This is a genomic window from Alkalibacterium gilvum (assembly GCF_900109085.1).
GTDB lineage: Bacteria > Bacillota > Bacilli > Lactobacillales > Carnobacteriaceae_A > Alkalibacterium > Alkalibacterium gilvum.
In genome coordinates this window covers 1-22,435 of the sequence record NZ_FNYW01000035.1, presented here as the reverse complement: position 1 = coordinate 22,435, position 22,435 = coordinate 1, and the positions used below count along the sequence as shown (strand labels likewise).

Genomic DNA, 22,435 nt, shown 5'->3' with positions numbered 1-22,435 from the left:
TCCTGTGGACGATCGGTGATGCTGGTGCCTAGGATTCTTTTGTTTTTGCCTTTAGGGTTACTGTGATGGTTTTTTCTTGGTTTTAAACGATACATGACAGGTAAGTCATGGGGTTTGATAGACAATAGACCTTGACGTATATAAGAATAGATGGTTTTAAACGTAGGTATACTCTCTACAGGATGCTTTTTTCTATAAAGAGCTATAAACGTCTTTATGTTGTAGAGCCGCTGTTTACCTTTAAACAATCCTTTAGTGAAGGCATCTTCCAGCGCAGAGAAGAACGCGCTCGAGAAAGAGACAATCTTTTTGCGGACACACTTTAAACGTCGATTTTCATAAACAGATTGACCGGAATCTGAATAGTACACAGTGACTTTCTTATTATAGCCATTGATCTGCTTGATTTGTTCTACTGTGCCCCGATTAATTTCTCTATGGATTGTGGAGCGGTTACGCCCAAGGCGTCTGCCTATTTCTGCTTTACTAATATCTTCATTTAACCATTTTTCTATTAGCTGTCTTTCTTTAAAATCTAAATGAGTAAATGATTGAGTCTTATTTGTGCTATAATTATCTGTGGACATGAAGATTCTCCTTTGCTTATTTTGTGGTGATTTAAGTATAACGAATCTTCATGTCTTTTTGTATTTTCAGAATTTAATTAGTGTTGCAATTCATTTTACAACACACCTATTCTCTATATTTGAAAAAAAGAAAGAAAAGTGCTTGATTATATAAGTTATTGTCTGTATACTAGTTAAGGTGTCTGAGGAAAACGTTCATTTTCAAGGTGAAAGTGCATGCCAACAAGGTTTAGCGCATCACTTAGTAGATGAGGGTATTCCAAAGAGGCGAGGCTAGGAAGCGAGAGGTTGTGACACACCCGGATGCATTGCCATGGAGGGGTGTTGGAAATTTTCGTGGAGCTAGGTTTATTTCTTAAATAAGCGAAGGAGGGAAAAACATGGCAAAACAAAAAATACGTATTCGTTTGAAAGCTTACGAACATCGCGTACTTGATCAATCAGCAGACAAAATTGTGGAAACAGCAAAAAGAACTGGGGCAGATGTATCTGGACCAATTCCATTGCCTACTGAACGTAAATTATTTACTGTAATCCGTTCACCACATAAATATAAAGACTCACGCGAACAATTCGAAATGCGCACACACAAACGTTTAGTGGATATCTTGAATCCAACAGCGAAAACTGTCGATGCGTTAACTAAACTTGATTTACCATCAGGTGTAGATATTGAAATTAAATTATAATAAAAAACTATCATATAACGGAGGTGTACTCATGACCAAGGGAATCTTAGGAAAAAAAGTTGGAATGACTCAAATTTTCAGCGATGCAGGAGAATTATTACCTGTTACAGTAATCGAAGTTCAGCCTAATACGGTTTTACAAGTTAAAACTGCTGAAACAGATGGTTACAATGCTGTGCAATTAGGGTATGAAGATAAACGTGAAGTTTTATCTAACAAACCAGCACAAGGTCATGTTAAAAAAGCTAACACGGCTCCTAAGCGCTTCATTAAGGAATTACGAGATGCTGAGCTAGGGGACGTCAAAGTTGGGAACGAAATTAAAGTAGACACATTTGCAGAAGGTGACATCGTTGATGTTACAGGGACTTCTAAAGGTAAAGGATTCCAAGGGGTTATCAAACGTCACGGACAAAGCCGTGGACCTGAAACTCACGGATCTCGTTATCACCGTCGTCCTGGTGCAATGGGTATGGCTACACATCCTGGCCGCGTATTCAAAGGTAAAAAATTAGCTGGCCGTATGGGTGGAGATCAAGTAACTGTACAAAACCTTGAAATCGTACGCGTGGATACAGAGCGCAATGTACTATTAATTAAAGGTAATGTACCAGGATCTAAAAAATCATTGATCCGAATTCAATCTGCAGAAAAAGCAAACAAGTAATATAGTAGGAAGGGAGGACTAGCATAATGCCAACAGTAACGTTATTTAAACAAGACGGAACGCAGAATGGTGATGTGACATTAAACGATGCAATATTTGGAATCGAACCAAATGAAGCAGTTATTTTTGATGCGATCACTATGCAGCGTGCGTCATTAAGACAAGGAACACACGCAGTAAAAAACCGTAGCGCAGTACGTGGCGGAGGACGCAAACCATGGCGCCAAAAAGGTACCGGTCGTGCCCGTCAAGGTTCTATCCGTTCACCACAATGGCGTGGAGGTGGAACAGTCTTCGGACCGACACCGCGTTCATATTCATATAAATTACCAAGAAAAGTACGTCGTTTAGCTATTAAATCTGTACTATCCGCTAAGGCTATCAGTGAAGATGTCATAGTATTAGACGGTTTAAGCTTCGACGCACCAAAAACGAAAGAATTCAGAGCTGTGCTCAATAACCTAAACGCTGGTAAAAAAGCATTAGTTGTTTTGGAAGATGACAATGAGTTTGCAAAACTATCTGCACGAAATATACCTGGAGTTAAAGTTGTTACTCCTAACAATGTATCCGTGCTTGATGTCGTTGCACATGACTCACTCATCTTGACGAAGACTGCTCTGGATAAAGTAGAGGGGGCTCTTCAATAATGGATGCACGAGACGTAATTCTACGCCCGATCATTACAGAAGCTTCTATGTACGCTATGGATAACAAAAAGTATACGTTTGAAGTAAATGTTCGCGCTAAAAAAATTCATATTAAAAAATCTGTCGAAGAATTATTCGATGTTAAAGTTGATAAGGTTAACGTTATCAACACAGCTCCTAAGCCAAAACGCATGGGACGCTATGAAGGTCACACTAAAAAACGTAAAAAAGCAATCGTGACTCTTTCAGCTGATTCAAGTGATATTCAATTATTCGGCGAAGAAGAATAAAAATATCTAAATTATGATTCATGAAAACTAGTTAAACAAGGAGGGGAATAACGTGGCAATTAAGACATACAAAGCTACCACAAATGGACGTCGTAACATGACAGGGTCAGATTTTGCTGAAATCACGACTAACAAACCAGAAAAAAGTTTGTTGAGACCAAACCCTAAACGTGCTGGACGTAACAATGCTGGTAAAATCACTGTCCGTCATCAAGGCGGAGGCCACAAGCATAAATATCGTGTAATCGACTTTAAACGTCAAAAAGATGGCGTTCGCGGTATTGTTAAATCTGTTGAATACGATCCAAACCGTTCCGCAAACATTTCATTGGTACAATATGAGGATGGAACAAAAACTTACATTCTTTCACCTAAAGGGATTGAAGTAGGTACAAGTATTTATTCAGGTACTGACGTAGATATCAAAGTAGGGAATGCACTACCATTAACAAATATGCCGATTGGTACATTCGTACACAATATTGAAATGAAACCTGGTAAAGGTGGACAATTAGTCCGTTCTGCTGGAACTTCAGCTCAAGTGTTAGGTAAAGAAGGTAAATATGCACTTGTTAAGTTGAGCTCAGGCGAAACACGTTTGATTCTATCAAGCTGTCGCGCAACAGTTGGAACCGTCGGTAACGAACAGCATGAATTGATTAATATTGGTAAAGCTGGACGTAACAGATGGCTAGGTAAACGTCCGACAGTTCGTGGTTCTGTAATGAACCCTAACGATCACCCGCACGGTGGTGGTGAAGGTAGAGCGCCAATCGGTCGTCCAAGTCCAATGTCACCATGGGGTAAACCAACACTTGGTAAAATTACCCGTAAAGGACATAACCGTTCAGATAAACTTATTGTACGTAGTCGTAAAAAGAAAAAATAAAGTCTAAAAAGTAATAATATGGGAAAACCCCAAGAGGAGGGCAATACATGAGCCGTAGTTTGAAAAAAGGACCTTTCGTCGATGATCACTTGATGAAAAAAGTTCGCGAGATGGATGACAACAATAAACGTGTAATTAAAACTTGGTCACGTCGTTCAACTATCTTTCCGAACTTTGTAGGTTATACCATTGCCGTATATGATGGAAGAAAGCATGTACCAGTTTATGTTCAAGAAGATATGGTCGGACACAAACTAGGTGAATTTGCACCAACAAGAACGTATCGCGGACACGCAAAAGGCGACCGCACAACGAAACGTTAATAGCGAAGGGAGGATACATTCATGGCAGAAACAGTAACAGCAGCAAAGGCAACTGCTCGCATGGTTCGCATCGCACCACGTAAAACACGTATGGTTGTTGATACCATCAGAGGGAAAAGTGCTGCAGAAGCTATTTCTATCCTTCGCTTCACTAACAGAGGAGCAGCGGAAGCGGTAGAAAAAGTTTTAATGTCAGCAATTGCAAATGCTGAACATAATTACGATATGGATATTGAAGAATTAGTCGTAAGCGAAGCCTATGTTAATGAGGGAGCAACCTTAAAAAGGTTCCGTCCACGTGCTAAAGGCGCAGCTTCACGTATAAACAAACGAACAAGCCACATTACTGTAGTGGTATCAGAGAAGAAGGAGGGGTAATTAGTGGGACAAAAAATAAATCCTCATGGTATGCGTGTTGGCGTCATTCAAGATTGGGACGCTAAATGGTACGCAGAAAAAGATTTTGCTGAAAAATTACATGAAGACCTTGCTGTTCGTGAGTACATTGCTAAAAAGCTAAGTGATGCCTCTATTTCTCGTGTGGAAATTGAACGTGCAGCAAACAGAATCAACATATCTATTCATACTGCTAAACCAGGAATGGTCATTGGTAAAGGTGGATCAGAAGTTGACTCTTTAAGAAATGGACTGAACAATCTAACGGGTAAACGTGTTCACGTTAATATCGTTGAGATCAAACGTCCAGATATGGATGCTACATTAGTGGCTAAAAGTATCGCTGAACAATTAGAGAACCGTATTTCATTCCGTCGTGCACAAAAACAAGCAATCCAACGTACAATGCGTTCAGGCGCAAAAGGTATTCGTACAATGGTAGCTGGCCGATTGAATGGTGCAGATATTGCTCGTAATGAAAGTTTTGCAGAAGGATCCGTTCCATTGCATACAATTCGTGCAGATATCGACTATGCTAACGAAGAAGCCGATACAACATACGGTAAAATCGGAGTTAAAGTATGGATCTATAAAGGAGAAATTCTTCCTGAAGTAAAGGAAGACAAGAAAGGAGGGAAATAATCAATGTTAGTACCAAAACGTGTAAAACACCGTCGTGAATTCCGTGGTAAAATGCGTGGAGAAGCAAAAGGCGGCAAAGAAATAGCATATGGTCAATATGGATTACAAGCAATTGATTCTGTATGGATCACAAGTAGACAAATCGAATCAGCTCGTATAGCGATGACTCGTTATATGAAACGTGGTGGGAAAGTATGGATTAAAATCTTCCCTCATAAACCAGTGTCGGCTAAGGCAATTGGTGTTCGTATGGGTTCTGGTAAAGGAGCTCCTGAGAGCTGGGTAGCCCCAGTTAAACGTGGTAAAATCATGTTTGAAATCGGTGGCGTATCTGAAGAAGTCGCTCGCGAAGCCTTGCGTTTAGCTTCACACAAACTACCGGTTAGAACTAGAGTAGTAACTCGTGAAGAAAGTGGTGACTCAAATGAAGGCTAATGAATTAAAAAGCTTATCCACTACTGAATTAATTGAAAAAGAAGCAGAGTTTAAAGAAGAGCTATTTAACTTACGCTTTCAATTAGCTACTGGACAATTAGAAAACACCGCACGTATCAGTGAGGTACGTAAAAATATCGCGCGTGTTAAAACTGTTTTGCGACAAGCTGAAATGGCTCAGTAAAGCAATAAACTAATAGCTTATTTAAAGGAGGCTAAAAAATGGCTGAACGTAACGATCGTAAAGTATATCAAGGTAAAGTGACTTCAGACAAAATGGATAAAACCATCGTTGTTGAAATCGCGACACAAAAACAACACCCTAAATACAAAAAACGTATCAAATACTCAACTAAATTCAAAGCACATGACGAAAACAATACAGCTAAAATGGGCGATATTGTTAAAATCATGGAAACTCGACCATTGTCAAAAGATAAACGTTTCCGTTTATTAGAAGTGGTTGAAGAATCAGTAGTATTATAAACAAAATCCGGGTAACCGGGAGCTACACAACGATAAAGGAAGCTTTATCGTGAGTTTGAAAGGAGGATCCTAACGTGATTCAAACAGAAAGTCGTATGAAAGTCGCTGATAACTCTGGTGCACGTGAAGTACTAGTTATTAAAGTTTTAGGTGGCGCAGGCGCTCGATACGCTAACATTGGTGACGAAGTAGTTGTTACTGTAAAACATGCAACACCAGGCGGCGTTGTTAAAAAAGGGGACGTTGCTCGTGCAGTAATCGTCCGTACTAAATCTGGTGCTAGACGTCCAGATGGTTCTTATATTAAATTTGATGAAAATGCATGTGTAATTATTCGTGAAGACAAAGCACCACGTGGAACACGTATCTTCGGACCAGTTGCTCGTGAATTACGTGAGAATGACTTTATGAGAATTGTTTCGTTAGCTCCGGAAGTATTATAATTCCGATAAACGTCATAAGGAGGTGCGCTAGAGAATGTTTGTAAAAACAGGAGACAAAGTCAAAGTAATTGCTGGTAAAGACAAAGGCAAAGAGGGCACAATTTTAGCTGCTATGCCAAAACAAAGCAAAGTAATAGTTGAAGGACTTAACATCATGAAAAAACATACCCGTCCTACTGGTATGGGACAAGAAGGCGGAATTGTTGAGAAAGAAGCACCAATTCACGTTTCTAATGTTCAATTGATTGATCCAAGTTCAAATGAACCTACTCGTGTAGGTTATAAAGAAGAAGATGGTAAAAAAGTTCGCTACGCTAAAAAATCTGGCGAAGCACTTTAATCTAAAGTAGGAAAGGAGGGCATTCATAATGACACGCCTCAAAGAAAAATATAACAATGATGTACGTAAATCAATGGTTGAAAAATTTGATTACAGTTCAATAATGCAAGCACCAAGAGTTGAAAAGATTGTTATCAACATGGGTGTTGGTGAAGCTGTTTCAAACACTAAAAACTTAGATAAAGCAGTAGAAGAATTAACATTAATTTCTGGACAAAAACCTGTTGTCACTCGTGCAAAAAAATCTATCGCTGCATTCCGTTTACGTGAAGGTATGCCAATCGGCACTAAAGTAACTTTACGCGGAAATCGTATGTATGACTTTTTAGATAAATTAGTAACTGTTTCATTACCTCGTGTACGTGACTTCCGTGGTGTTAGCAAGAACGCTTTCGACGGACGTGGAAACTACACGCTAGGAGTTAAAGAGCAACTGATTTTCCCTGAAGTTGAGTATGACGATGTAGACAAAGTACGCGGAATGGATATCGTAATAGTTACATCCGCTAATACTGACGAAGAAGCACGTGAATTACTTGGACAAATGGGAATGCCGTTCCAGAAATAACCTAGACTACCTATTAGGAGGGTAATTGTAAAAATGGCTAAAAAATCAATGATTGCTAAAAATAAAAAACCAGCCAAGTTTTCGACACGTGAGTATACCCGCTGTCAACGTTGTGGACGTCCGCATGCTGTATACCAAAAATTTAAATTATGCCGTATTTGCTTGCGTGAGCTTGCTTATAAAGGCGAAATTCCAGGCTTGAAAAAAGCAAGCTGGTAAAATAAACGAAAACTTGCCGTAAAGGAGGCTACAACGAATGGTCATGACAGATCCAATCGCAGATTTCTTAACTCGTATCCGTAATGCAAATAATGCACGTCATACGAAAGTTGAAATTCCTGCTTCTAACTTAAAAAAAGGTATGGCCGACATCCTGAAATCAGAAGGTTTCGTTAAGGATGTTGAATTTGTGAAAGACGACAAACAAGGCATTGTTCGTATTTCCTTGAAATATGGTCAAAACAATGAACGTGTTATCACAGGTGTGAAACGTATTTCAAAACCAGGATTGCGCGTGTATGTCAACGCAGAAGAAATGCCTAAAGTATTGAACGGGCTAGGAATAGCTTTAGTATCTACATCAGAAGGTGTTGTAACAGATAAAACAGCTCGTGCTAAAAATATCGGGGGAGAAGTCCTCGCATACGTTTGGTAATCAGCTAAGAAAGATGAAGGAGGTGCCGGACTTTGAGCCGTATCGGAAAACAACCAATTACAATTCCTGAAGGTGTTGATGTAAACATCGATGGAAACGTGATTACAGTTAAAGGGAAAAACGGAGAATTGAGCCGTGAAATCAGCCCTATTATTGATGTTAAAGTTGAAGATAACCAAATGACGTTTGAACGTCCTAATGAATCAAAATCTAGTCGTACGATCCACGGTACTACACGTGCTATTGTGAATAACATGGTAAAAGGTGTTACTGTTGGCTTTGAAAAAGTACTTGAATTGAATGGTGTTGGTTACCGTGCACAAAAACAAGGTGACAAATTAGTCGTAAACGTTGGACTATCACACCCAGTTGAATTCGAAGCTGTTGAAGGTCTAACAGTTGACGTTCCATCAAACACTGTTATTTCAATTAAAGGTGCTAACAAAGAACATGTTGGAGCTTTAGCTGCTAATGTTCGTGCCGTACGCCCACCTGAGCCATATAAAGGTAAAGGTATTCGCTATAGAGGCGAAAACGTACGTCGTAAAGAAGGTAAAACAGGTAAATAATAAGAAGATAAACAACACCATAACTATATGTTATAATGTTGTACTATCTTTTTATTCAAACCTGACTATCTCATATATATGAGAATTCAAAAAAGAGGTGACAATTGTGATTACAAAACCAGATAAAAACAAATTACGTAGGAAAAGACATAAACGCATTCGCAGAAATCTTTCTGGTACTGCTGAGCGCCCACGTTTGAGTGTTTTTCGTTCAAACACAAACATCTACGCTCAATTAATTGATGATGTAGAGGGTGTAACGCTCGCAAGTGCATCTTCCTTAGATACTGACGTCTCAGGAGATTCGAAAGTTGAAGAAGCTGCTGCAGTAGGAACATTGATTGCTAAACGTGCTAAAGACAAGGACCTTTCAGTCGTTGTATTTGACCGTGGAGGATATCAATATCACGGACGTGTTAAAGCATTAGCTGACGCAGCTCGTGAAAACGGACTATCATTCTAGAGAAAAGGAGGAATAACAGTATATGGCAACTCATATCGATGCATCTAAATTAGATATTGAAGATCGCGTAGTTGAAATCAATCGTGTAACAAAGGTTGTTAAAGGTGGACGTCGTTTACGTTTTGCTGCTTTAGTAGTAGTAGGCGATAGAAACGGACACGTTGGTTTTGGTACAGGTAAAGCTCAAGAAGTACCAGAAGCAATCCGTAAAGCGATAGAAGCAGCTAAGACTAACTTAGTAGAAGTACCCCTTGTTGGGACAACACTACCACACCAAGTCGTAGGACGTCACGGTGGCGGTAATATTATCCTTAAACCTGCTACAGCTGGTTCTGGAGTTTCTGCTGGTGGTCCAGTACGTGCGATTCTAGAATTAGCCGGCGTACAAGACGTTTCTTCTAAGTCTGTTGGATCTAGTTCACCAATCAATATGATTCGTGCAACTATTGACGGAATTAATCAAATGAAACGTGCAGAAGACGTAGCGAAGCTTCGTGGAAAATCTGTAGAAGAATTACTTGGATAAGGAGAGATGACACAATGAAAAACTTGGAAATAACATTAAAACGCAGTTTAATTGGTCGTCCTCAAAACCAACATCAAGTAGTTAAATCATTAGGTCTTAAAAAGATGAACTCATCTGTTGTAAGACCTGATAATGAAGCAGTACGAGGAGCAATTAAACACATCGCTCATTTAGTAGATGTTAAAGAAGTCTAGTGAGCAAAAAGTCTAACTAAAGGAGGTGCCAAGATTTATGAAACTTCATGAATTAAAAGCCGCAGAAGGATCACGTAAATCACGTAACCGTGTTGGTCGTGGGTCTTCTTCTGGTAACGGAAAAACAGCTGGTCGTGGACAAAAAGGACAAAAAGCGCGTTCAGGTGGTAGAGTTCGTTTAGGTTTCGAAGGTGGACAAACACCACTATTCCAAACATTACCTAAACGTGGTTTCACAAACTACAACCGCAAAGAATTCGACATTGTTAATTTGGATACATTAAACCGATTTGAAGAAGGTACAGAAGTTACTCCAGATGTTCTTGTTGAAACAGGAGTAATCAAGAACAAAAAATCCGGTATTAAGGTTTTGGCGAAAGGAAACATTGATCACAAACTTACTGTGAAAGCTAACAAGTTTTCTTCAGCAGCTAAAGAAGCGATCGAAGCTGCCGGTGGATCAGTAGAGGTGATCTAAGGATGATCGAGCTGATAAAAGGTGTTATTAAAGAAAAAGATGTTCGTAATCGTGTACTGTTCACTCTTGGAATATTAGTCGTTTTTCGTCTAGGAACACATTTAACCGTTCCCGGCGTAAACGCTGATTCTCTAGGTGACTTGTCCAGTACCGGATTGTTCAACTTGTTAGATACATTTGGTGGTGGAGCCTTGAGCAGCTATTCAATATTTGCTTTAGGTGTTTCGCCTTACATTACTTCATCAATTGTCATTCAACTTTTACAGATGGATGTGATTCCGAAGTTCAAAGAATGGTCTGAACAGGGAGAAGTGGGTCGTCGTAAGTTAAATCAAGCTACACGCTATTTAACGATTTTCTTAGCATTTTTCCAGGCTATCGGTATTTCTTATGGTTTCAACGCTTTAACAGGTCTAGGTTTGGTTCGTGATCCGGGCCCAACAACATATATAACAATTGCGATCATATTGACAGCAGGAACCATGCTTGTCATGTGGCTAGGTGAAATGATTACTGTTCATGGTTTCGGTAATGGTGTATCTTTCATTATCTTCTCGGGGATCGTAGCACGTTTTCCTCAAGATATTATGCAATTTTATAACACACAAATCAGAAATGCTGGCGATGAAATTGTTGGAGCATGGTCTCTTGCAATAGCAATCGTTGTTGTATTCATCTTGTTGGTGTTACTTGTTACTTTTGTAGAAAATGCAAAACGTAATATACCTGTACGTTACTCTAAACGTGCAAACACAACCAAGGATAGTGCTGTTTTACCATTGAAAGTGAACTCGGCTGGAGTTATACCAGTAATTTTTGCTAGTTCATTTCTTATGACACCACAAATTATTCTAGGGTATTTCGCCCAAGGGAATCAGGATGCCGGTTGGTACCAAGTATTAAATAGTATATTTAATCTACAAGAGCCAGCAGGAGCTGTTTTATACACAGTACTTATCGTCTTGTTCACGTATTTCTATGCTTTCATTCAGGTTAACCCTGAAAAAGCGGCTGAGAATTTACAGAAACAAAATGGATACATCCCTAGTATTCGTCCTGGACGAGCAACTGAAGAATACATTGGGTACATGCTCGTTCGTTTAAGTACCGTGGGAGCCATTTATTTAGGAACGATCTCATTGCTTCCAATTATTGCTTCTGCTTTATTTAATCTGCCTGGTTCACTTGCTCTCGGAGGTACAAGTTTACTCATCGTAGTTGGTGTGTCACTTGATGCTATGAGGCAATTGGAAGGTTTATTGAGTAAGAAGAGCTACCAAGGTTTCATTCAACGCTTGTAAGCGACTATTTAATTAGAATGAAGACGATTTGCCCGTAAATCAATGTAAATGATTCTGGTGGGTAAATCGATCTTTTTTCCATTTTATTAGATGAAACAAGTAAAAAATAATAAGGAGGAAATATGATGAATTTGATCCTATTAGGTCTTCCTGGAGCTGGTAAGGGAACACAAGCTTCTCGTATTTCGGAAAAGTACAACATTCCTCATATCTCAACCGGAGATATGTTTCGATCAGCTATGAAAAATAAAACAGAACTAGGCTTGAAAGCTAAACAGTACATGGATGCAGGCGAGCTTGTACCGGATGATGTTACAAATGGTATAGTTAAAGAGCGTCTTTTAGAAAAAGATGCCAAAAGTGGTTTTCTTCTAGATGGCTACCCACGTACATTGAATCAAGCACAAGCTCTTCAACAGGCTCTGTCTTCTACAAATAGAAGACTAGATCAAGTTATATATATTAAAGTACCTAAAGATATTTTAATGGAACGTTTGACTGGTCGTTTTATGTGTTCTAATTGTGGCGCAACCTATCACAAAGTAACCAACCCACCTAAAGTGGAGGGAACATGTGATAAGTGTGGTTCGCATGATTTTTACCAAAGAGAAGATGACAAACCAGAAACTGTTGAAAATCGTATTAATGTAAATGAAGAGCAAACCGAAAAGTTAGCAAAACATTACAGTGAGTTAAATCTCGTACGAGAGATTGATGGGGAACAAAGTCCAAAACAAGTATTTTCGGACATTGTTAATAGTTTAAATTAAGTAGTCCGGTGATTTATGATAAATCCTTGCAATGGTTAAGTATGCATGATATAATAGTACGAGCGTCAAAATCAATATTAGAGCATAAAATAAAGTGAGGCCTAGAGCTTTCACTCTATTCATGCGTACAAAAGTGAGATATCAAAGGAGGAAACCAGGCGTGGCAAAAGACGATGTTATAGAGATTGAAGGAACCGTCCTAGAAACGTTACCCAATGCAATGTTCAAAGTAGAACTTGAAAATGGTCACGAAATTCTAGCACACGTTTCTGGCAAAATTCGTATGAATTACATCCGGATTCTGCCTGGGGATAAGGTAACGGTTGAAATGTCTCCATATGATTTAACACGTGGGCGCATTACGTATCGATTTAAATAAACTTAGGACTCCGGAAGAAATCGAGGAGGGAAAGATCATGAAAGTAAGACCATCAGTAAAAAAAATGTGTGATAAGTGTAAAGTGATCCGTCGTAATGGCCGAGTAATGGTTATTTGCGAAAATCCTAAGCACAAACAACGTCAAGGATAATTTTAAAACAGGAGGTGCATAGACATGGCTCGTATAGCAGGTGTAGATATTCCACGTGACAAACATATCGTTATTTCTTTAACTTATATTTATGGAATTGGCAAAACGACAGCTCAAGAAATTTTAGCAGCTGCAGAAGTTCCAGAAGAAATTCGTGTCCGTGAATTAACAAACGATCAATTAGATGCAGTCCGTGCTGAAGTAGACAAACGTAAAATTGAAGGAGATCTTCGTCGTGAAGTTCGCCAAAACATTAAACGTTTGACTGAAATTGGATCATACCGTGGCATCCGTCACCGTCGTGGTTTACCAGTACGTGGACAGAACACAAAGAACAATGCGCGCACGCGTAAAGGCAGAGCAGTAGCTATTGCCGGCAAGAAAAAATAATTACCTAAAGTTAGGAGGTCAATCGACGAATGGCTAAAGTAAAAAGACCCGCTCGTAATCGTAAGCGTAGAGTGAAAAAGAATATTGAACATGGAGTAGCACATATCCGTTCAACATTCAATAATACAATCGTAATGATAACAGATGTACATGGGAACGCAATTTCCTGGTCTTCTGCAGGTGCACTAGGATTTAGAGGTTCTCGTAAATCTACTCCTTTTGCTGCTCAAATGGCTGCTGAAGCTGCTGCAAAAGTTGGAATGGAAAACGGCATGAAAACAATCGAGGTTTCTGTAAAAGGACCTGGATCTGGACGTGAAGCTGCAATCCGTTCATTACAAGCTACAGGACTAGAAGTCACTGCAATTCGTGACGTAACACCGGTACCACATAACGGTTGCCGTCCTCCAAAACGTCGTCGCGTATAATAATAACTATTATAGATGATGTTTTTGAGATAGCGTGGATTAACGTTTTGAAAGGGGTAAACGGATTATATGATCGAAATTGAAAAGCCGGTAATAGAAACAGTTGAGATCAGTGAAGATGGAAAATTCGGGAAGTTTGTCGTTGAACCGCTAGAGCGTGGATACGGTACAACTCTAGGGAATTCCCTACGTCGAATTCTTTTGTCATCTTTGCCAGGTGCAGCCGTCACAACTTTACAGATCGATGGTGTCTTGCATGAATTCACTGCGATTGATGGTGTTGTTGAAGACGTCACTGCCATCATTTTAAATTTGAAAAAACTTGCACTAAAATTGTATTCTGAAGATACAAAAACCATTGAAATTGATATTGAAGGACCAGCTACTGTTACAGCAGCTGATATTATTTTTGACAGTGATGTTGAGATAATGAATCCCGATTTATACATTTGTACAGTCTCTGAAGGTGGACATTTCCATGCTCGTATGGAAGCTCAAAAAGGCAGAGGATACGTACGTGCTGAACACAACAAACACGATGATATGCCGATTGGTGTATTACCAGTTGACTCGATATATACCCCGATCAGCCGTGTGAATTACCATGTCGAAAATACACGTGTTGGAGAAAAAGAACAGTATGACAAGTTAACGCTTGACGTATGGACAGATGGATCAATTTCTCCAGAAGATGGTGTCAGTCTTGCCGCTAAGATAATGACTGAACATTTAAATATATTTGTTAACTTAACAGAAGAAGCTCGTGAAGCAGAGATAATGGTCGAAAAAGAAGAAACACAAATGGAAAAAATGCTTGAGATGACTATCGAAGAGTTAGATCTATCTGTGCGCTCTTATAACTGTCTTAAACGTGCTGGAATAAACACTGTTCAAGAATTAACAAATAAAACTGAACCAGAAATGATGAAAGTCCGTAATTTGGGACGTAAATCACTTGAAGAAGTAAAACTAAAACTTGGCGAGCTAGATTTAAGCTTACGCGAAGAAGAATAATTTGTAGTTTAAGGAGGATTTCGACCAATGGCTTATCGTAAATTAGGACGTGTTAGCTCTCAACGTAAAGCAATGCTTCGTGACTTGGTATCTGATTTATTAATCAACGAACGTATTGTGACAACTGTAACTCGTGCAAAAGAAGTTTCTTCTATTGCAGACAAAATGATTACATTAGGAAAACGTGGAGACCTACATGCTCGTCGTCAAGCTGCTACTTTTGTTCGTAACGAATTGGCAACTGTATCAGAGACTGAAGACGAAATCATAGTACAAACAGTATTACAAAAACTATTTAGCGACATTGCTCCTCGTTTTGCAGAACGCAATGGAGGATACACACGTGTCTTGAAAATGGGACCTCGTCGTGGAGACGGAGCACCAATGGCTGTTTTGGAATTAGTAGAAAAAACAGTTGTTTCAGAAGATGAAGACGCTGAATAATTAAAGTTTAATAAACTATAACCAAAACCACTTTGGATGTATGATGAGCGTTATGATGATGAAAGATTTTCTTTCAAGTGTCTAGCTCAGTTTCTCCTGGGGCTACCTCAGGAGAAGCACCATATATCATGAAGTGTTTTTTTGTATAAATAATAATAATATCGTACATAGAGAAAGTAGAGTTATATAGATACGCATTTTGCTTAAGGGTTATCAAAAGAATCTTTACTGCAAGGGGTTTCAAAGTTCTTTGCTATTGTTATATCAAGGCGTTTTTGGTAATCTTGTACTGTTGACTAACTGTCAAGACAACTTACAATTATTAAAATAAAAGCTTGAGGCTGAATAAAGAAGTAGAGGTAAATCATGACTGAAATTATACGTTTAGATAATATAACATATAAATATGATGACGAAGATCAGCGTCCTGCCTTACAGGATGTTTCATTTTCTATAAAACAAGGGGAATGGGTAGCTATTATTGGACCAAACGGCTCTGGTAAGTCTACTTTAGCCAAAACAATTAATGGGCTCATTGAACCCGACAGTGGAGATGTTCAAGTAGGCGGATTAATGCTAAATGAAAAAAATGTCTGGTCTATACGTGAAATGGTTGGCATGGTGTTTCAAAATCCAGATAATCAGTTTGTTGGGTCTACAGTTCAGGATGATGTTGCCTTTGGACTTGAAAACTTAGGTGTACCACGTGAAGATATGATTGAGCGTGTACGTACCGCCTTGGACAAGGTGAATATGCTTGAGTTTGCCGAAAGAGAACCTGCTCGCTTATCAGGCGGTCAAAAACAGCGCGTAGCTATTGCTGGAATTGTGGCTTTACGCCCAGCTATCATGATTTTAGATGAGGCAACCAGTATGTTGGATCCACAAGGACGAGAAGAGGTTCTTCGTACGGTGAAAGAAGTCAAAGAAGAAGAAAACTTATCCGTTTTATCCATCACACATGACATTGATGAAGCCGCCGCCGCCACTAGAGTATTGGTTATGAAAGATGGACAAATGATTCAAGAAGGCTCTCCTGAAATGATTTTTTCTTATGGCGAGCAACTTGTGGAGATGGGACTGGATCTCCCCTTCCCAGAACGTTTAAAATCTTCTTTAAAAAATCAAGGGCTTGAAGTGCCGGATAATTATTTAACTGAAGAAGGGATGGTGGACTGGCTATGGACATCCGTTTCCAAGAAGTAGGGTATACCTACCAGAAGGGTACACCATTTGAAAGTAAAGCTATTTATGATATTGATCTATCGATTAAAGATGGCTCATTTACATCGATTGTCGGTCACACAGGTAGTGGAAAGTCAACAGTGCTACAGCATCTGAATGCATTAAAGAAGCCGACTGAAGGAACTGTAACTATAGGTGATCGTGTTATTACTAACCTATCTGATAATAAAGGACTTAAATCTTTACGTAAAAAAGTGGGAATCGTCTTTCAATTTCCTGAAGCACAATTATTTGAAGAAACAGTTGGTAAAGATATTGCCTTTGGTCCTAAAAATTTCGGGGCAACGGAAGAAGAAGGGCTGGAAAAAGCGCGTGAACTACTCCCTTTAGTTGGTTTAGATGAAACTTTTATGGAGCGGTCACCATTTGACTTATCTGGTGGACAGATGCGACGTGTTGCTATTGCAGGTGTTTTAGCGTTAGAACCTGAGGTGTTGGTATTAGATGAACCAACAGCTGGTCTAGACCCACAAGGACGCAAAGAAATCATGATAATGTTTTATAATTTATATAAAAATAAAGGTCTAACAATTATTCTGGTTACACACCAGATGGATGATGTAGCGGCTTATTCGGATCACATGATTGTTCTTGAAAAAGGTACAGTCATGAAAGAAGGACATCCGAGAGAAATATTCAAAGAAGCCGGTTGGTTGGCAAGTATGCAACTGGGCGTTCCTTCTACAGTTAAATTTGCCCATGAATTAGAAGAGAAGTTTCAATGGACATTTGAGTCACTGCCACTCACAACAGATGAATTAGCTGAGCAAATTATTGACAGACTCCCTTCTAATGGGGGTGATTTAGCATGATGGATAAATTAATTTTCGGACGTTATATCCCCGGAGACTCTCTAATTCATAGGCTGGATCCACGTACGAAATTACTTGGAGCAATCTGGTTTATAATCATCATTTTTCTAGCGAATAACTGGATATCTTATGCAGCCTTAGTTATTTTTGTGCTAACAGCTGTTAAATTAACGCAAATCAATCCTAAATTTTTCATTAATGGAGTTAAACCACTTATATGGCTCATACTGTTTACAGTTATCTTGCAAATTCTTTTCACTAGTGGACAGACCATTTGGCTTAGATTTGGCCCTATTGTTATTTCCCAAGAAGGTGTACTGAATGGTGTATTTATTTTTCTTCGCTTTGTCCTAATTATTTTCATGTCAACGATTTTAACATTGACAACCATGCCGCTTTCTTTAACGGACGCAATCGAGTTTTTATTACGACCATTTGCTGCTATAAGAATGCCAGTTCATGAAATTGCGTTGATGTTGTCAATCGCTTTACGCTTTGTTCCGACGTTGATGGATGAGACAGAAAAAATTATGAACGCCCAAAGAGCCCGTGGTATTGATTTTGGTGAAGGAAATATTTACCAGCAGATGAAATCAATTGTGCCTTTGCTAATACCATTATTTGTCAGTTCATTTAATAGAGCAGAGGAATTAGCTACTGCTATGGAAGCACGTGGTTATAAAGGTGGCGAAGGGCGAACGAAATATCGACAGCTATCCTGGGAAGGACGAGATACTGCTGTAATGCTTGCCTTTGCAGCGCTCTCCGTTGTATTATTTATATTAAGAACTTAATGTAGAGGGATAAAGATTAAAAAAATCTTTATCCTTTTCCTTTTGCCTCCAAAGAAGAAAGTGTCTTTTTAGTGGGACTTCTTCCTGAAGCACCTTTTTAAGTCCACTCCAACGCACTTTATAAATGAGTGGTATGAAGAAGGTGCTAAATCGGCAAACTCAGCACACAGTAGATTTGAGTGGTATGAAGTAGGTGCTACATCGGCAAACTCAGCACACAGTAGATTTGAGTGGTATGAAGTAAGTCCTGTATCAGCCAACTCAGCATACTATATAGTTGAGTGGTATGAAGTAAGTGCTACATCAGCAAACTCAGCACACAGTAGATTTGAGTGGTATGAAGTAGGTGCTAAATCGGCAAACTCAACGCACTATATAGTTGAGTGGTATGAAGTAAGTCCTACATCGGCAAACTCAGCGCACGATAGATTTGAGTGGTATGAAGTAGGGCCTATATCGGCCAACTCAGCGCACTATATAGTTGAGTGGTATGAAGTAAGCCCTACATCGGCCAACTCAGCATACTATATAGTTGAGTGGTATGAAGTAAGTGCTACATCAGCAAACTCAGCACACAGTAGATCTGAGTGGTATGAAGTAGGTGCTACATCGGCAAACTCAGCGCACTATATAGTTGAGTGGTATGAAGTAAGTGCTACATCAGCAAACTCAGCGCACTGTATAAAGTGGTATGAAGTAGGTACCACAGCGTATATAAGTAGATATAATACATCTTAATTCGATTCAAGCCGAATATTACATAAATAAAAAAGAGGGTACATAGAGAAAAATAGTTTAATGAACAGGAAAAGGAAGATTAAAATGGCAAAAGGCTTAAGATATAAGGCAGTAATTATGTATGATGGCACGCAGTTCTCAGGCTTCCAAGTTCAGCCTGATCAGCGAACGGTACAAGGAGAATTAGAAAGAGCACTAGCGGAATTAGCTAAAGGCGTAAAGGTTCGTGTGCATGGGGCTGGACGCACTGATGCCGGTGTGCACTCTCGAGGTCAGATTATTCACTTTGATTTTCCATTTGAAATTGATCCCGAGGGGTTAATGATAGGAATGAATGCCAAAACAACAGCTGAGATAACCATATCAAATCTTATACGCGTTGATGATTCATTCCATGCGCGTTATATGGCTAAGGGAAAAAAGTATTCTTATCGCGTGCATAATAACCGATTCAAAGATCCCTTCTTAAGGCATTACAGCTACCACCACCGCTACCCTATGAATAAAGCTAAAGTCGAACATGCACTTGAACGACTTACAGGAACACATGATTTCACAAGTTTTGCCTCAACACATTCAGATAAAGAAGACAAAATTCGAACTATTTATAAGGCTTCAGTGGAAGTGAATGAGGAGACTGGCGAATGGATTTTTACATTTACAGGGAATGGCTTCTTATATAACATGATTCGTATCATAATAGGGACACTACTCCAAGTAGCGGATGGAAGGCGAGAACCTGAGGAAATTACGACAATTATTGCAAAAAAAGAGCGTGAGTCAGCGGGTCCAACAGCCTCACCGGTTGGACTTTGTATGGAAGAGGTTTATTATACCCTTAAAGATATACCAGGATTTGAATAGGAGGAATAGCTGGTGATAAAAAAAGAATACAACGTTACAGGACATATAATAGAAGTTTTCTTTAATGGAAATGAAGTTGAAACTATTTTTGAGCCCTTTCTCCAAACCCTTATAAAATTAAGAGAAGAAAAAATGGAACGGCTTATTGTCTTTTTAGCTGCACCACCAGGAGCCGGTAAAACAACACTCACCTTATTTTTAAAAGAACTATTTGATGAAAAAGAGAGTACCTTTACATTTCAATCTATATCGATGGATGGCTTCCATTATGATAATGCCTATTTGAGGGCCCACACGATTACAAAAAATAATGAAGACGTACCGTTGAAAAAATATAAAGGAATTCCCGAATCATTTAATATATACGCATTAAATAGGAAAATAGCAGAACTTAAAACTAAAGATTCAGTTAACTGGCCAAATTATGATCGAACGCTTCACGATATTTCAAAAAAGACAAGTAAAGTGGATGCAGATATTGTTTTAATTGAAGGAAATTATTTACTCCTGGATAAAGAAGGCTGGCGTACATTAAAGGACTATGCTGACTACACCGTCTTTATTGAGGCAAAGCTTGAAAAGCTAAAACAACGTTTAATTAAAAGAAAGCAGTTAGGCGGGGGAACTTTTAGCGAGGCACTCAACCATTATAAACAAACAGATAAAGTGAATGCTGAGTTAGTATTAACTGAGTCTTTACCAGCTGATTTAAGGTTGAATCTTACGGATAAAGGGTATTTTAAGTGTACTTAAAAGTTAAAAAAACTGAATATAGAAACGATAAAGAGTAGGTAAGGCAAGCAGAAGAAGCAAAGATATGCTTGTCTTACCTACTCTTTAGTTTATATTTCTGCTATAAGGAACGCTCTTTTTAAAATAAATAATTAAGTAAAAACAGTTAATCATTTGTCATTTTAATACAAAAATATAACGATTAACGTTTATTTTGTTACATAAACTAAATATTTTCATTGTAGAATGTATGCTATACTTATTCGAGCGAACGAAAGAAATAATTTAAATAACACTATGGTTAAATATGTAGGGCACTTAAGCATGAAATAATAGGCTTAGATTATTATTAAAGAATGGGGACCTTTAGTTGAACAAAAAAATGACAATATCATTGATTACAATATTAATGTTCGCAGGATCGATGCTGCATCTAACGGAAGCAGAAGCGTTAGAAAATTCTGAAGATTCAGAAAGTAAGCCTTTGGAGTTACTTGAAGAAGACGTCTCTCAGACACAAGCGAAAATTGATGACTATATTATAGAAATAACTGAAGACGAGGAAAATAGAGATAGAATTATAGATGAAATTGAAACGTACGAGCAAAAAATTACTGAATTAGAGAAACAATTAGAAGATTACGATGCTGTGATTTTATCCGACAATCAGGCAAGTCAGACAGACGCTGAGTCGGTTAGCTTCATTGAAATAATTATGTCTACAGATAGCATATCAAACATGTTTAAAGAATTGAGTGATGCAAATGAGTTAGCGTCTACTCAGCGGCAAGTCATGTTTGAGCAGGAAACAACGCAGAGTGAATTAAAAAAGGCTATGGAGAATATGGAATATGAGCAGGAAGAGTTAGCTAAGATAGAAGCTGAAATTGAAAGTGGACGTGCAGATGTAATCAGTCAGAGAAATGAATTGGATGATAAAATTATTCAGATGACCAAAGAGTTTGAAATGTCTGATGAAGAGCAAGAAGAATTGTTTACAGAAAAAGATAGTATAATGGAACGTACAAGTCATTTGGATAAAGAAATGGAAGCTAATAAGCAACGGATTTTCAAAGAAGAAAGTGAAAAAAACGAGCGTTTAGCAAAAGAAAAAAGTGAGAAGGAAGCAAAAGAAAAAGATACGGAAAAGCAGAAGAAAGATACGCAAGATGCCAATACGTCCTCAGTAGATACAGAAGGATGGATAAGACCAGCCAGTGGGAGAATATCATCATCTTATGGGTATAGAGTGCATCCTGTAACAGGAGAAAAAGATTCCTTACATGCTGGAACAGACATTGCAGGAGGGGGGGCTATTGTTGCCTCACGTGCTGGGACGGTGACATCGGCAGAGTTTTCTGATACCTATGGCTATTCTGTTATCATAGACCATGGAGATGGCTATTCTACACTCTATGCCCACATGCAAGCCAACTTGAGTGTCGCCCCAGGGCAAAGTGTTTCTCAAGGACAACAGCTTGGTATTATGGGGACAACGGGACGTTCAACAGGTGTGCACTTACACTTTGAAGTAAGGAAGGATGGAGCAACAATCGATCCTATGGATTTTATCAAATAAGTCTATCTATATATCAGTAATGGTAGAAGAGGAAAAAAGATTTCGTAGTGTATCTTTATAATTGAAGAAAAAATGTATATTACGAGTATGTTTTTTGAAGTATAACCTAGCAACAGATACTGCATTATGTAATAAAATACTATAAAAAAAAGGCTGGGAAAAATTGAGCCGACCCCCAAAAGTTAGACCTAAAAATTCTAACTTTTGGGGGTATTTTTATGGCTAAATATAGCTATGAGTTAAAAATGAAAATCGTTCAAGATTATTTAAATCAAAGAGGAGGATATTTATTCCTTGCCAACAAATATGGGATATCCAGTAAAACAACTATTCAAAAATGGGTAGCTAGTTATAAAGCAATGGGAAAAGAAAGTTTGAAACGCAGTCGTCAAATTAAGAGTTATTCTGTTCAATTCAAGAGAGATGCGGTAGAGTTATACTTAACTACAGAAGTGTCCTATCAAGATCTCGCTATCGCACTTGACGTGAACAATCCTGCTCTTT

Annotated in this window: 37 protein-coding genes; 36 read left to right on the top strand and 1 reads right to left on the bottom strand. The window is 38.6% G+C overall.

The features are described from left to right. On the bottom strand, positions 1–587 hold a 587-nt coding region (locus BMX83_RS08535), incomplete at its 3' end, for a helix-turn-helix domain-containing protein (protein ID WP_143059513.1). A 380-nt stretch (positions 588–967) separates the two neighbouring features. On the opposite strand from BMX83_RS08535, the gene rpsJ reads away from it, so the two are divergent. From rpsJ to BMX83_RS08355, 36 genes are all read left to right on the top strand, one after another. Then, positions 968–1,276: a 30S ribosomal protein S10 gene (gene rpsJ / locus BMX83_RS08530; RefSeq protein WP_091635976.1), complete on the top strand. Its 309-nt coding sequence runs from the start codon at positions 968–970 to the stop codon at positions 1,274–1,276. 31 nt (positions 1,277–1,307) lie between these two features. Further along, complete coding sequence (gene rplC, locus BMX83_RS08525) at positions 1,308–1,943, top strand: 50S ribosomal protein L3 (RefSeq protein ID WP_091635982.1); 636 nt, start codon at positions 1,308–1,310, stop codon at positions 1,941–1,943. A 26-nt stretch (positions 1,944–1,969) separates the two neighbouring features. Next, entirely contained in the window at positions 1,970–2,593 is a 624-nt protein-coding gene (gene rplD, locus BMX83_RS08520) for a 50S ribosomal protein L4 (protein ID WP_091635974.1), read from the top strand. After that, positions 2,593–2,883: a 50S ribosomal protein L23 gene (gene rplW / locus BMX83_RS08515; protein ID WP_091635971.1), complete on the top strand. Its 291-nt coding sequence runs from the start codon at positions 2,593–2,595 to the stop codon at positions 2,881–2,883. The genes rplD and rplW overlap by 1 nt, the downstream gene beginning before the upstream one ends. A gap of 52 nt (positions 2,884–2,935) precedes the next feature. Then, complete coding sequence (rplB, locus tag BMX83_RS08510) at positions 2,936–3,772, top strand: 50S ribosomal protein L2 (RefSeq protein WP_091635969.1); 837 nt, start codon at positions 2,936–2,938, stop codon at positions 3,770–3,772. 47 nt (positions 3,773–3,819) lie between these two features. Next, positions 3,820–4,095, top strand: coding sequence for a 30S ribosomal protein S19 (gene rpsS / locus BMX83_RS08505; RefSeq protein ID WP_091635967.1), 276 nt, complete (start codon positions 3,820–3,822; stop codon positions 4,093–4,095). Between the two features lie 21 nt (positions 4,096–4,116). After that, positions 4,117–4,473: a 50S ribosomal protein L22 gene (rplV, locus tag BMX83_RS08500; RefSeq protein ID WP_091635965.1), complete on the top strand. Its 357-nt coding sequence runs from the start codon at positions 4,117–4,119 to the stop codon at positions 4,471–4,473. Between the two features lie 3 nt (positions 4,474–4,476). Continuing rightward, positions 4,477–5,133 carry a 30S ribosomal protein S3 gene (rpsC, locus tag BMX83_RS08495; protein WP_091635962.1) on the top strand — a complete coding sequence of 219 codons (657 nt, stop codon included), beginning with the start codon at positions 4,477–4,479 and terminating at the stop codon, positions 5,131–5,133. Between the two features lie 3 nt (positions 5,134–5,136). Next, positions 5,137–5,568 (top strand): 50S ribosomal protein L16, encoded by a 432-nt coding sequence (gene rplP / locus BMX83_RS08490; protein ID WP_091488864.1) that lies wholly within the window; start codon positions 5,137–5,139, stop codon positions 5,566–5,568. Continuing rightward, entirely contained in the window at positions 5,558–5,752 is a 195-nt protein-coding gene (gene rpmC, locus BMX83_RS08485; RefSeq protein WP_091635959.1) for a 50S ribosomal protein L29, read from the top strand. The genes rplP and rpmC overlap by 11 nt, the downstream gene beginning before the upstream one ends. A gap of 38 nt (positions 5,753–5,790) precedes the next feature. Beyond that, positions 5,791–6,054 (top strand): 30S ribosomal protein S17, encoded by a 264-nt coding sequence (gene rpsQ, locus BMX83_RS08480; protein WP_091635956.1) that lies wholly within the window; start codon positions 5,791–5,793, stop codon positions 6,052–6,054. Between the two features lie 74 nt (positions 6,055–6,128). Beyond that, positions 6,129–6,497: a 50S ribosomal protein L14 gene (gene rplN / locus BMX83_RS08475; protein ID WP_091635954.1), complete on the top strand. Its 369-nt coding sequence runs from the start codon at positions 6,129–6,131 to the stop codon at positions 6,495–6,497. A gap of 34 nt (positions 6,498–6,531) precedes the next feature. After that, the gene (gene rplX / locus BMX83_RS08470; RefSeq protein ID WP_091635951.1) at positions 6,532–6,837 is read left to right on the top strand and encodes a 50S ribosomal protein L24; all 306 of its coding nucleotides are present in this window, start codon (positions 6,532–6,534) and stop codon (positions 6,835–6,837) included. A 28-nt stretch (positions 6,838–6,865) separates the two neighbouring features. After that, a complete protein-coding gene (gene rplE / locus BMX83_RS08465) occupies positions 6,866–7,405 on the top strand; it encodes a 50S ribosomal protein L5 (RefSeq protein ID WP_091635949.1) in 540 nt (179 codons plus the stop codon). A 33-nt stretch (positions 7,406–7,438) separates the two neighbouring features. Beyond that, entirely contained in the window at positions 7,439–7,624 is a 186-nt protein-coding gene (locus BMX83_RS08460) for a type Z 30S ribosomal protein S14 (RefSeq protein ID WP_091635946.1), read from the top strand. Positions 7,625–7,661: 37 nt separating this feature from the next. Then, positions 7,662–8,060: a 30S ribosomal protein S8 gene (gene rpsH, locus BMX83_RS08455; RefSeq protein WP_091635944.1), complete on the top strand. Its 399-nt coding sequence runs from the start codon at positions 7,662–7,664 to the stop codon at positions 8,058–8,060. Between the two features lie 32 nt (positions 8,061–8,092). Further along, on the top strand, positions 8,093–8,629 hold the full coding sequence (rplF, locus tag BMX83_RS08450) for a 50S ribosomal protein L6 (RefSeq protein ID WP_091635940.1): 537 nt from the start codon (positions 8,093–8,095) through the stop codon (positions 8,627–8,629). 97 nt (positions 8,630–8,726) lie between these two features. Next, a complete protein-coding gene (gene rplR / locus BMX83_RS08445) occupies positions 8,727–9,092 on the top strand; it encodes a 50S ribosomal protein L18 (protein WP_091635937.1) in 366 nt (121 codons plus the stop codon). Between the two features lie 22 nt (positions 9,093–9,114). Beyond that, positions 9,115–9,618, top strand: coding sequence for a 30S ribosomal protein S5 (gene rpsE, locus BMX83_RS08440; protein ID WP_091635934.1), 504 nt, complete (start codon positions 9,115–9,117; stop codon positions 9,616–9,618). 14 nt (positions 9,619–9,632) lie between these two features. Next, a complete protein-coding gene (rpmD, locus tag BMX83_RS08435; protein WP_091635931.1) occupies positions 9,633–9,812 on the top strand; it encodes a 50S ribosomal protein L30 in 180 nt (59 codons plus the stop codon). Between the two features lie 37 nt (positions 9,813–9,849). Beyond that, complete coding sequence (rplO, locus tag BMX83_RS08430; protein ID WP_091635928.1) at positions 9,850–10,290, top strand: 50S ribosomal protein L15; 441 nt, start codon at positions 9,850–9,852, stop codon at positions 10,288–10,290. 2 nt (positions 10,291–10,292) lie between these two features. Next, positions 10,293–11,591, top strand: a complete 1,299-nt coding sequence (gene secY / locus BMX83_RS08425) for a preprotein translocase subunit SecY (protein ID WP_091635926.1) — start codon at positions 10,293–10,295, stop codon at positions 11,589–11,591. Between the two features lie 125 nt (positions 11,592–11,716). Continuing rightward, positions 11,717–12,361 carry an adenylate kinase gene (locus tag BMX83_RS08420; protein WP_091635923.1) on the top strand — a complete coding sequence of 215 codons (645 nt, stop codon included), beginning with the start codon at positions 11,717–11,719 and terminating at the stop codon, positions 12,359–12,361. A 160-nt stretch (positions 12,362–12,521) separates the two neighbouring features. Beyond that, entirely contained in the window at positions 12,522–12,740 is a 219-nt protein-coding gene (infA, locus tag BMX83_RS08415) for a translation initiation factor IF-1 (protein ID WP_034299926.1), read from the top strand. Positions 12,741–12,777: 37 nt separating this feature from the next. Further along, positions 12,778–12,891, top strand: coding sequence for a 50S ribosomal protein L36 (rpmJ, locus tag BMX83_RS08410; RefSeq protein ID WP_034299928.1), 114 nt, complete (start codon positions 12,778–12,780; stop codon positions 12,889–12,891). 24 nt (positions 12,892–12,915) lie between these two features. Continuing rightward, on the top strand, positions 12,916–13,281 hold the full coding sequence (gene rpsM / locus BMX83_RS08405) for a 30S ribosomal protein S13 (protein WP_091635921.1): 366 nt from the start codon (positions 12,916–12,918) through the stop codon (positions 13,279–13,281). 29 nt (positions 13,282–13,310) lie between these two features. Then, positions 13,311–13,709, top strand: a complete 399-nt coding sequence (gene rpsK / locus BMX83_RS08400; RefSeq protein ID WP_091635918.1) for a 30S ribosomal protein S11 — start codon at positions 13,311–13,313, stop codon at positions 13,707–13,709. A 69-nt stretch (positions 13,710–13,778) separates the two neighbouring features. Beyond that, complete coding sequence (locus BMX83_RS08395; RefSeq protein ID WP_091635916.1) at positions 13,779–14,723, top strand: DNA-directed RNA polymerase subunit alpha; 945 nt, start codon at positions 13,779–13,781, stop codon at positions 14,721–14,723. A 27-nt stretch (positions 14,724–14,750) separates the two neighbouring features. Then, positions 14,751–15,167 carry a 50S ribosomal protein L17 gene (rplQ, locus tag BMX83_RS08390; RefSeq protein ID WP_091635913.1) on the top strand — a complete coding sequence of 139 codons (417 nt, stop codon included), beginning with the start codon at positions 14,751–14,753 and terminating at the stop codon, positions 15,165–15,167. Positions 15,168–15,533: 366 nt separating this feature from the next. Next, positions 15,534–16,373 carry an energy-coupling factor ABC transporter ATP-binding protein gene (locus tag BMX83_RS08385; RefSeq protein WP_091635910.1) on the top strand — a complete coding sequence of 280 codons (840 nt, stop codon included), beginning with the start codon at positions 15,534–15,536 and terminating at the stop codon, positions 16,371–16,373. Beyond that, positions 16,349–17,224 (top strand): energy-coupling factor ABC transporter ATP-binding protein, encoded by an 876-nt coding sequence (locus BMX83_RS08380; RefSeq protein ID WP_091635908.1) that lies wholly within the window; start codon positions 16,349–16,351, stop codon positions 17,222–17,224. Before BMX83_RS08385 ends, BMX83_RS08380 begins: the two co-directional genes overlap by 25 nt. Further along, positions 17,221–18,018 carry an energy-coupling factor transporter transmembrane component T family protein gene (locus BMX83_RS08375; RefSeq protein ID WP_091635905.1) on the top strand — a complete coding sequence of 266 codons (798 nt, stop codon included), beginning with the start codon at positions 17,221–17,223 and terminating at the stop codon, positions 18,016–18,018. Before BMX83_RS08380 ends, BMX83_RS08375 begins: the two co-directional genes overlap by 4 nt. Positions 18,019–18,840: 822 nt before the next feature. After that, positions 18,841–19,620 (top strand): tRNA pseudouridine(38-40) synthase TruA, encoded by a 780-nt coding sequence (gene truA / locus BMX83_RS08370; RefSeq protein ID WP_091635903.1) that lies wholly within the window; start codon positions 18,841–18,843, stop codon positions 19,618–19,620. Positions 19,621–19,632: 12 nt separating this feature from the next. Further along, a complete protein-coding gene (locus BMX83_RS08365; protein ID WP_177170552.1) occupies positions 19,633–20,373 on the top strand; it encodes a nucleoside/nucleotide kinase family protein in 741 nt (246 codons plus the stop codon). Positions 20,374–20,722: 349 nt separating this feature from the next. Further along, a complete protein-coding gene (locus tag BMX83_RS08360) occupies positions 20,723–21,931 on the top strand; it encodes a M23 family metallopeptidase (RefSeq protein WP_245746654.1) in 1,209 nt (402 codons plus the stop codon). Between the two features lie 218 nt (positions 21,932–22,149). After that, positions 22,150–22,435: transposase (locus tag BMX83_RS08355; protein ID WP_143059512.1), on the top strand; the 286-nt coding region annotated here is incomplete at its 3' end.

Excerpts from the sequence above, each read along its gene's own strand:
- rplO (WP_091635928.1), top strand. The coding sequence starts at position 9,850 with ATGAAACTTCATGAATTAAAAGCCGCAGAAGGATCACGTAAATCACGT.
- rpmD (WP_091635931.1), top strand. The coding sequence starts at position 9,633 with ATGAAAAACTTGGAAATAACATTAAAACGCAGTTTAATTGGTCGTCCT.
- rpsQ (WP_091635956.1), top strand. The coding sequence starts at position 5,791 with ATGGCTGAACGTAACGATCGTAAAGTATATCAAGGTAAAGTGACTTCA.
- BMX83_RS08420 (WP_091635923.1), top strand. The coding sequence starts at position 11,717 with ATGAATTTGATCCTATTAGGTCTTCCTGGAGCTGGTAAGGGAACACAA.
- rplQ (WP_091635913.1), top strand. The coding sequence starts at position 14,751 with ATGGCTTATCGTAAATTAGGACGTGTTAGCTCTCAACGTAAAGCAATG.
- rpsJ (WP_091635976.1), top strand. The coding sequence starts at position 968 with ATGGCAAAACAAAAAATACGTATTCGTTTGAAAGCTTACGAACATCGC.
- rpsM (WP_091635921.1), top strand. The coding sequence starts at position 12,916 with ATGGCTCGTATAGCAGGTGTAGATATTCCACGTGACAAACATATCGTT.
- truA (WP_091635903.1), top strand. The coding sequence starts at position 18,841 with ATGGCAAAAGGCTTAAGATATAAGGCAGTAATTATGTATGATGGCACG.
- rplX (WP_091635951.1), top strand. The coding sequence starts at position 6,532 with ATGTTTGTAAAAACAGGAGACAAAGTCAAAGTAATTGCTGGTAAAGAC.
- rpsH (WP_091635944.1), top strand. The coding sequence starts at position 7,662 with ATGGTCATGACAGATCCAATCGCAGATTTCTTAACTCGTATCCGTAAT.
- BMX83_RS08375 (WP_091635905.1), top strand. The coding sequence starts at position 17,221 with ATGATGGATAAATTAATTTTCGGACGTTATATCCCCGGAGACTCTCTA.
- rpmJ (WP_034299928.1), top strand. The coding sequence starts at position 12,778 with ATGAAAGTAAGACCATCAGTAAAAAAAATGTGTGATAAGTGTAAAGTG.
- BMX83_RS08395 (WP_091635916.1), top strand. The coding sequence starts at position 13,779 with ATGATCGAAATTGAAAAGCCGGTAATAGAAACAGTTGAGATCAGTGAA.
- rplC (WP_091635982.1), top strand. The coding sequence starts at position 1,308 with ATGACCAAGGGAATCTTAGGAAAAAAAGTTGGAATGACTCAAATTTTC.
- rpsS (WP_091635967.1), top strand. The coding sequence starts at position 3,820 with ATGAGCCGTAGTTTGAAAAAAGGACCTTTCGTCGATGATCACTTGATG.
- rpmC (WP_091635959.1), top strand. The coding sequence starts at position 5,558 with ATGAAGGCTAATGAATTAAAAAGCTTATCCACTACTGAATTAATTGAA.
- rplW (WP_091635971.1), top strand. The coding sequence starts at position 2,593 with ATGGATGCACGAGACGTAATTCTACGCCCGATCATTACAGAAGCTTCT.
- BMX83_RS08380 (WP_091635908.1), top strand. The coding sequence starts at position 16,349 with ATGGACATCCGTTTCCAAGAAGTAGGGTATACCTACCAGAAGGGTACA.
- rplV (WP_091635965.1), top strand. The coding sequence starts at position 4,117 with ATGGCAGAAACAGTAACAGCAGCAAAGGCAACTGCTCGCATGGTTCGC.
- secY (WP_091635926.1), top strand. The coding sequence starts at position 10,293 with ATGATCGAGCTGATAAAAGGTGTTATTAAAGAAAAAGATGTTCGTAAT.
- BMX83_RS08460 (WP_091635946.1), top strand. The coding sequence starts at position 7,439 with ATGGCTAAAAAATCAATGATTGCTAAAAATAAAAAACCAGCCAAGTTT.
- rpsK (WP_091635918.1), top strand. The coding sequence starts at position 13,311 with ATGGCTAAAGTAAAAAGACCCGCTCGTAATCGTAAGCGTAGAGTGAAA.
- BMX83_RS08385 (WP_091635910.1), top strand. The coding sequence starts at position 15,534 with ATGACTGAAATTATACGTTTAGATAATATAACATATAAATATGATGAC.
- rplD (WP_091635974.1), top strand. The coding sequence starts at position 1,970 with ATGCCAACAGTAACGTTATTTAAACAAGACGGAACGCAGAATGGTGAT.
- rplP (WP_091488864.1), top strand. The coding sequence starts at position 5,137 with ATGTTAGTACCAAAACGTGTAAAACACCGTCGTGAATTCCGTGGTAAA.
- rpsE (WP_091635934.1), top strand. The coding sequence starts at position 9,115 with ATGGCAACTCATATCGATGCATCTAAATTAGATATTGAAGATCGCGTA.
- rplE (WP_091635949.1), top strand. The coding sequence starts at position 6,866 with ATGACACGCCTCAAAGAAAAATATAACAATGATGTACGTAAATCAATG.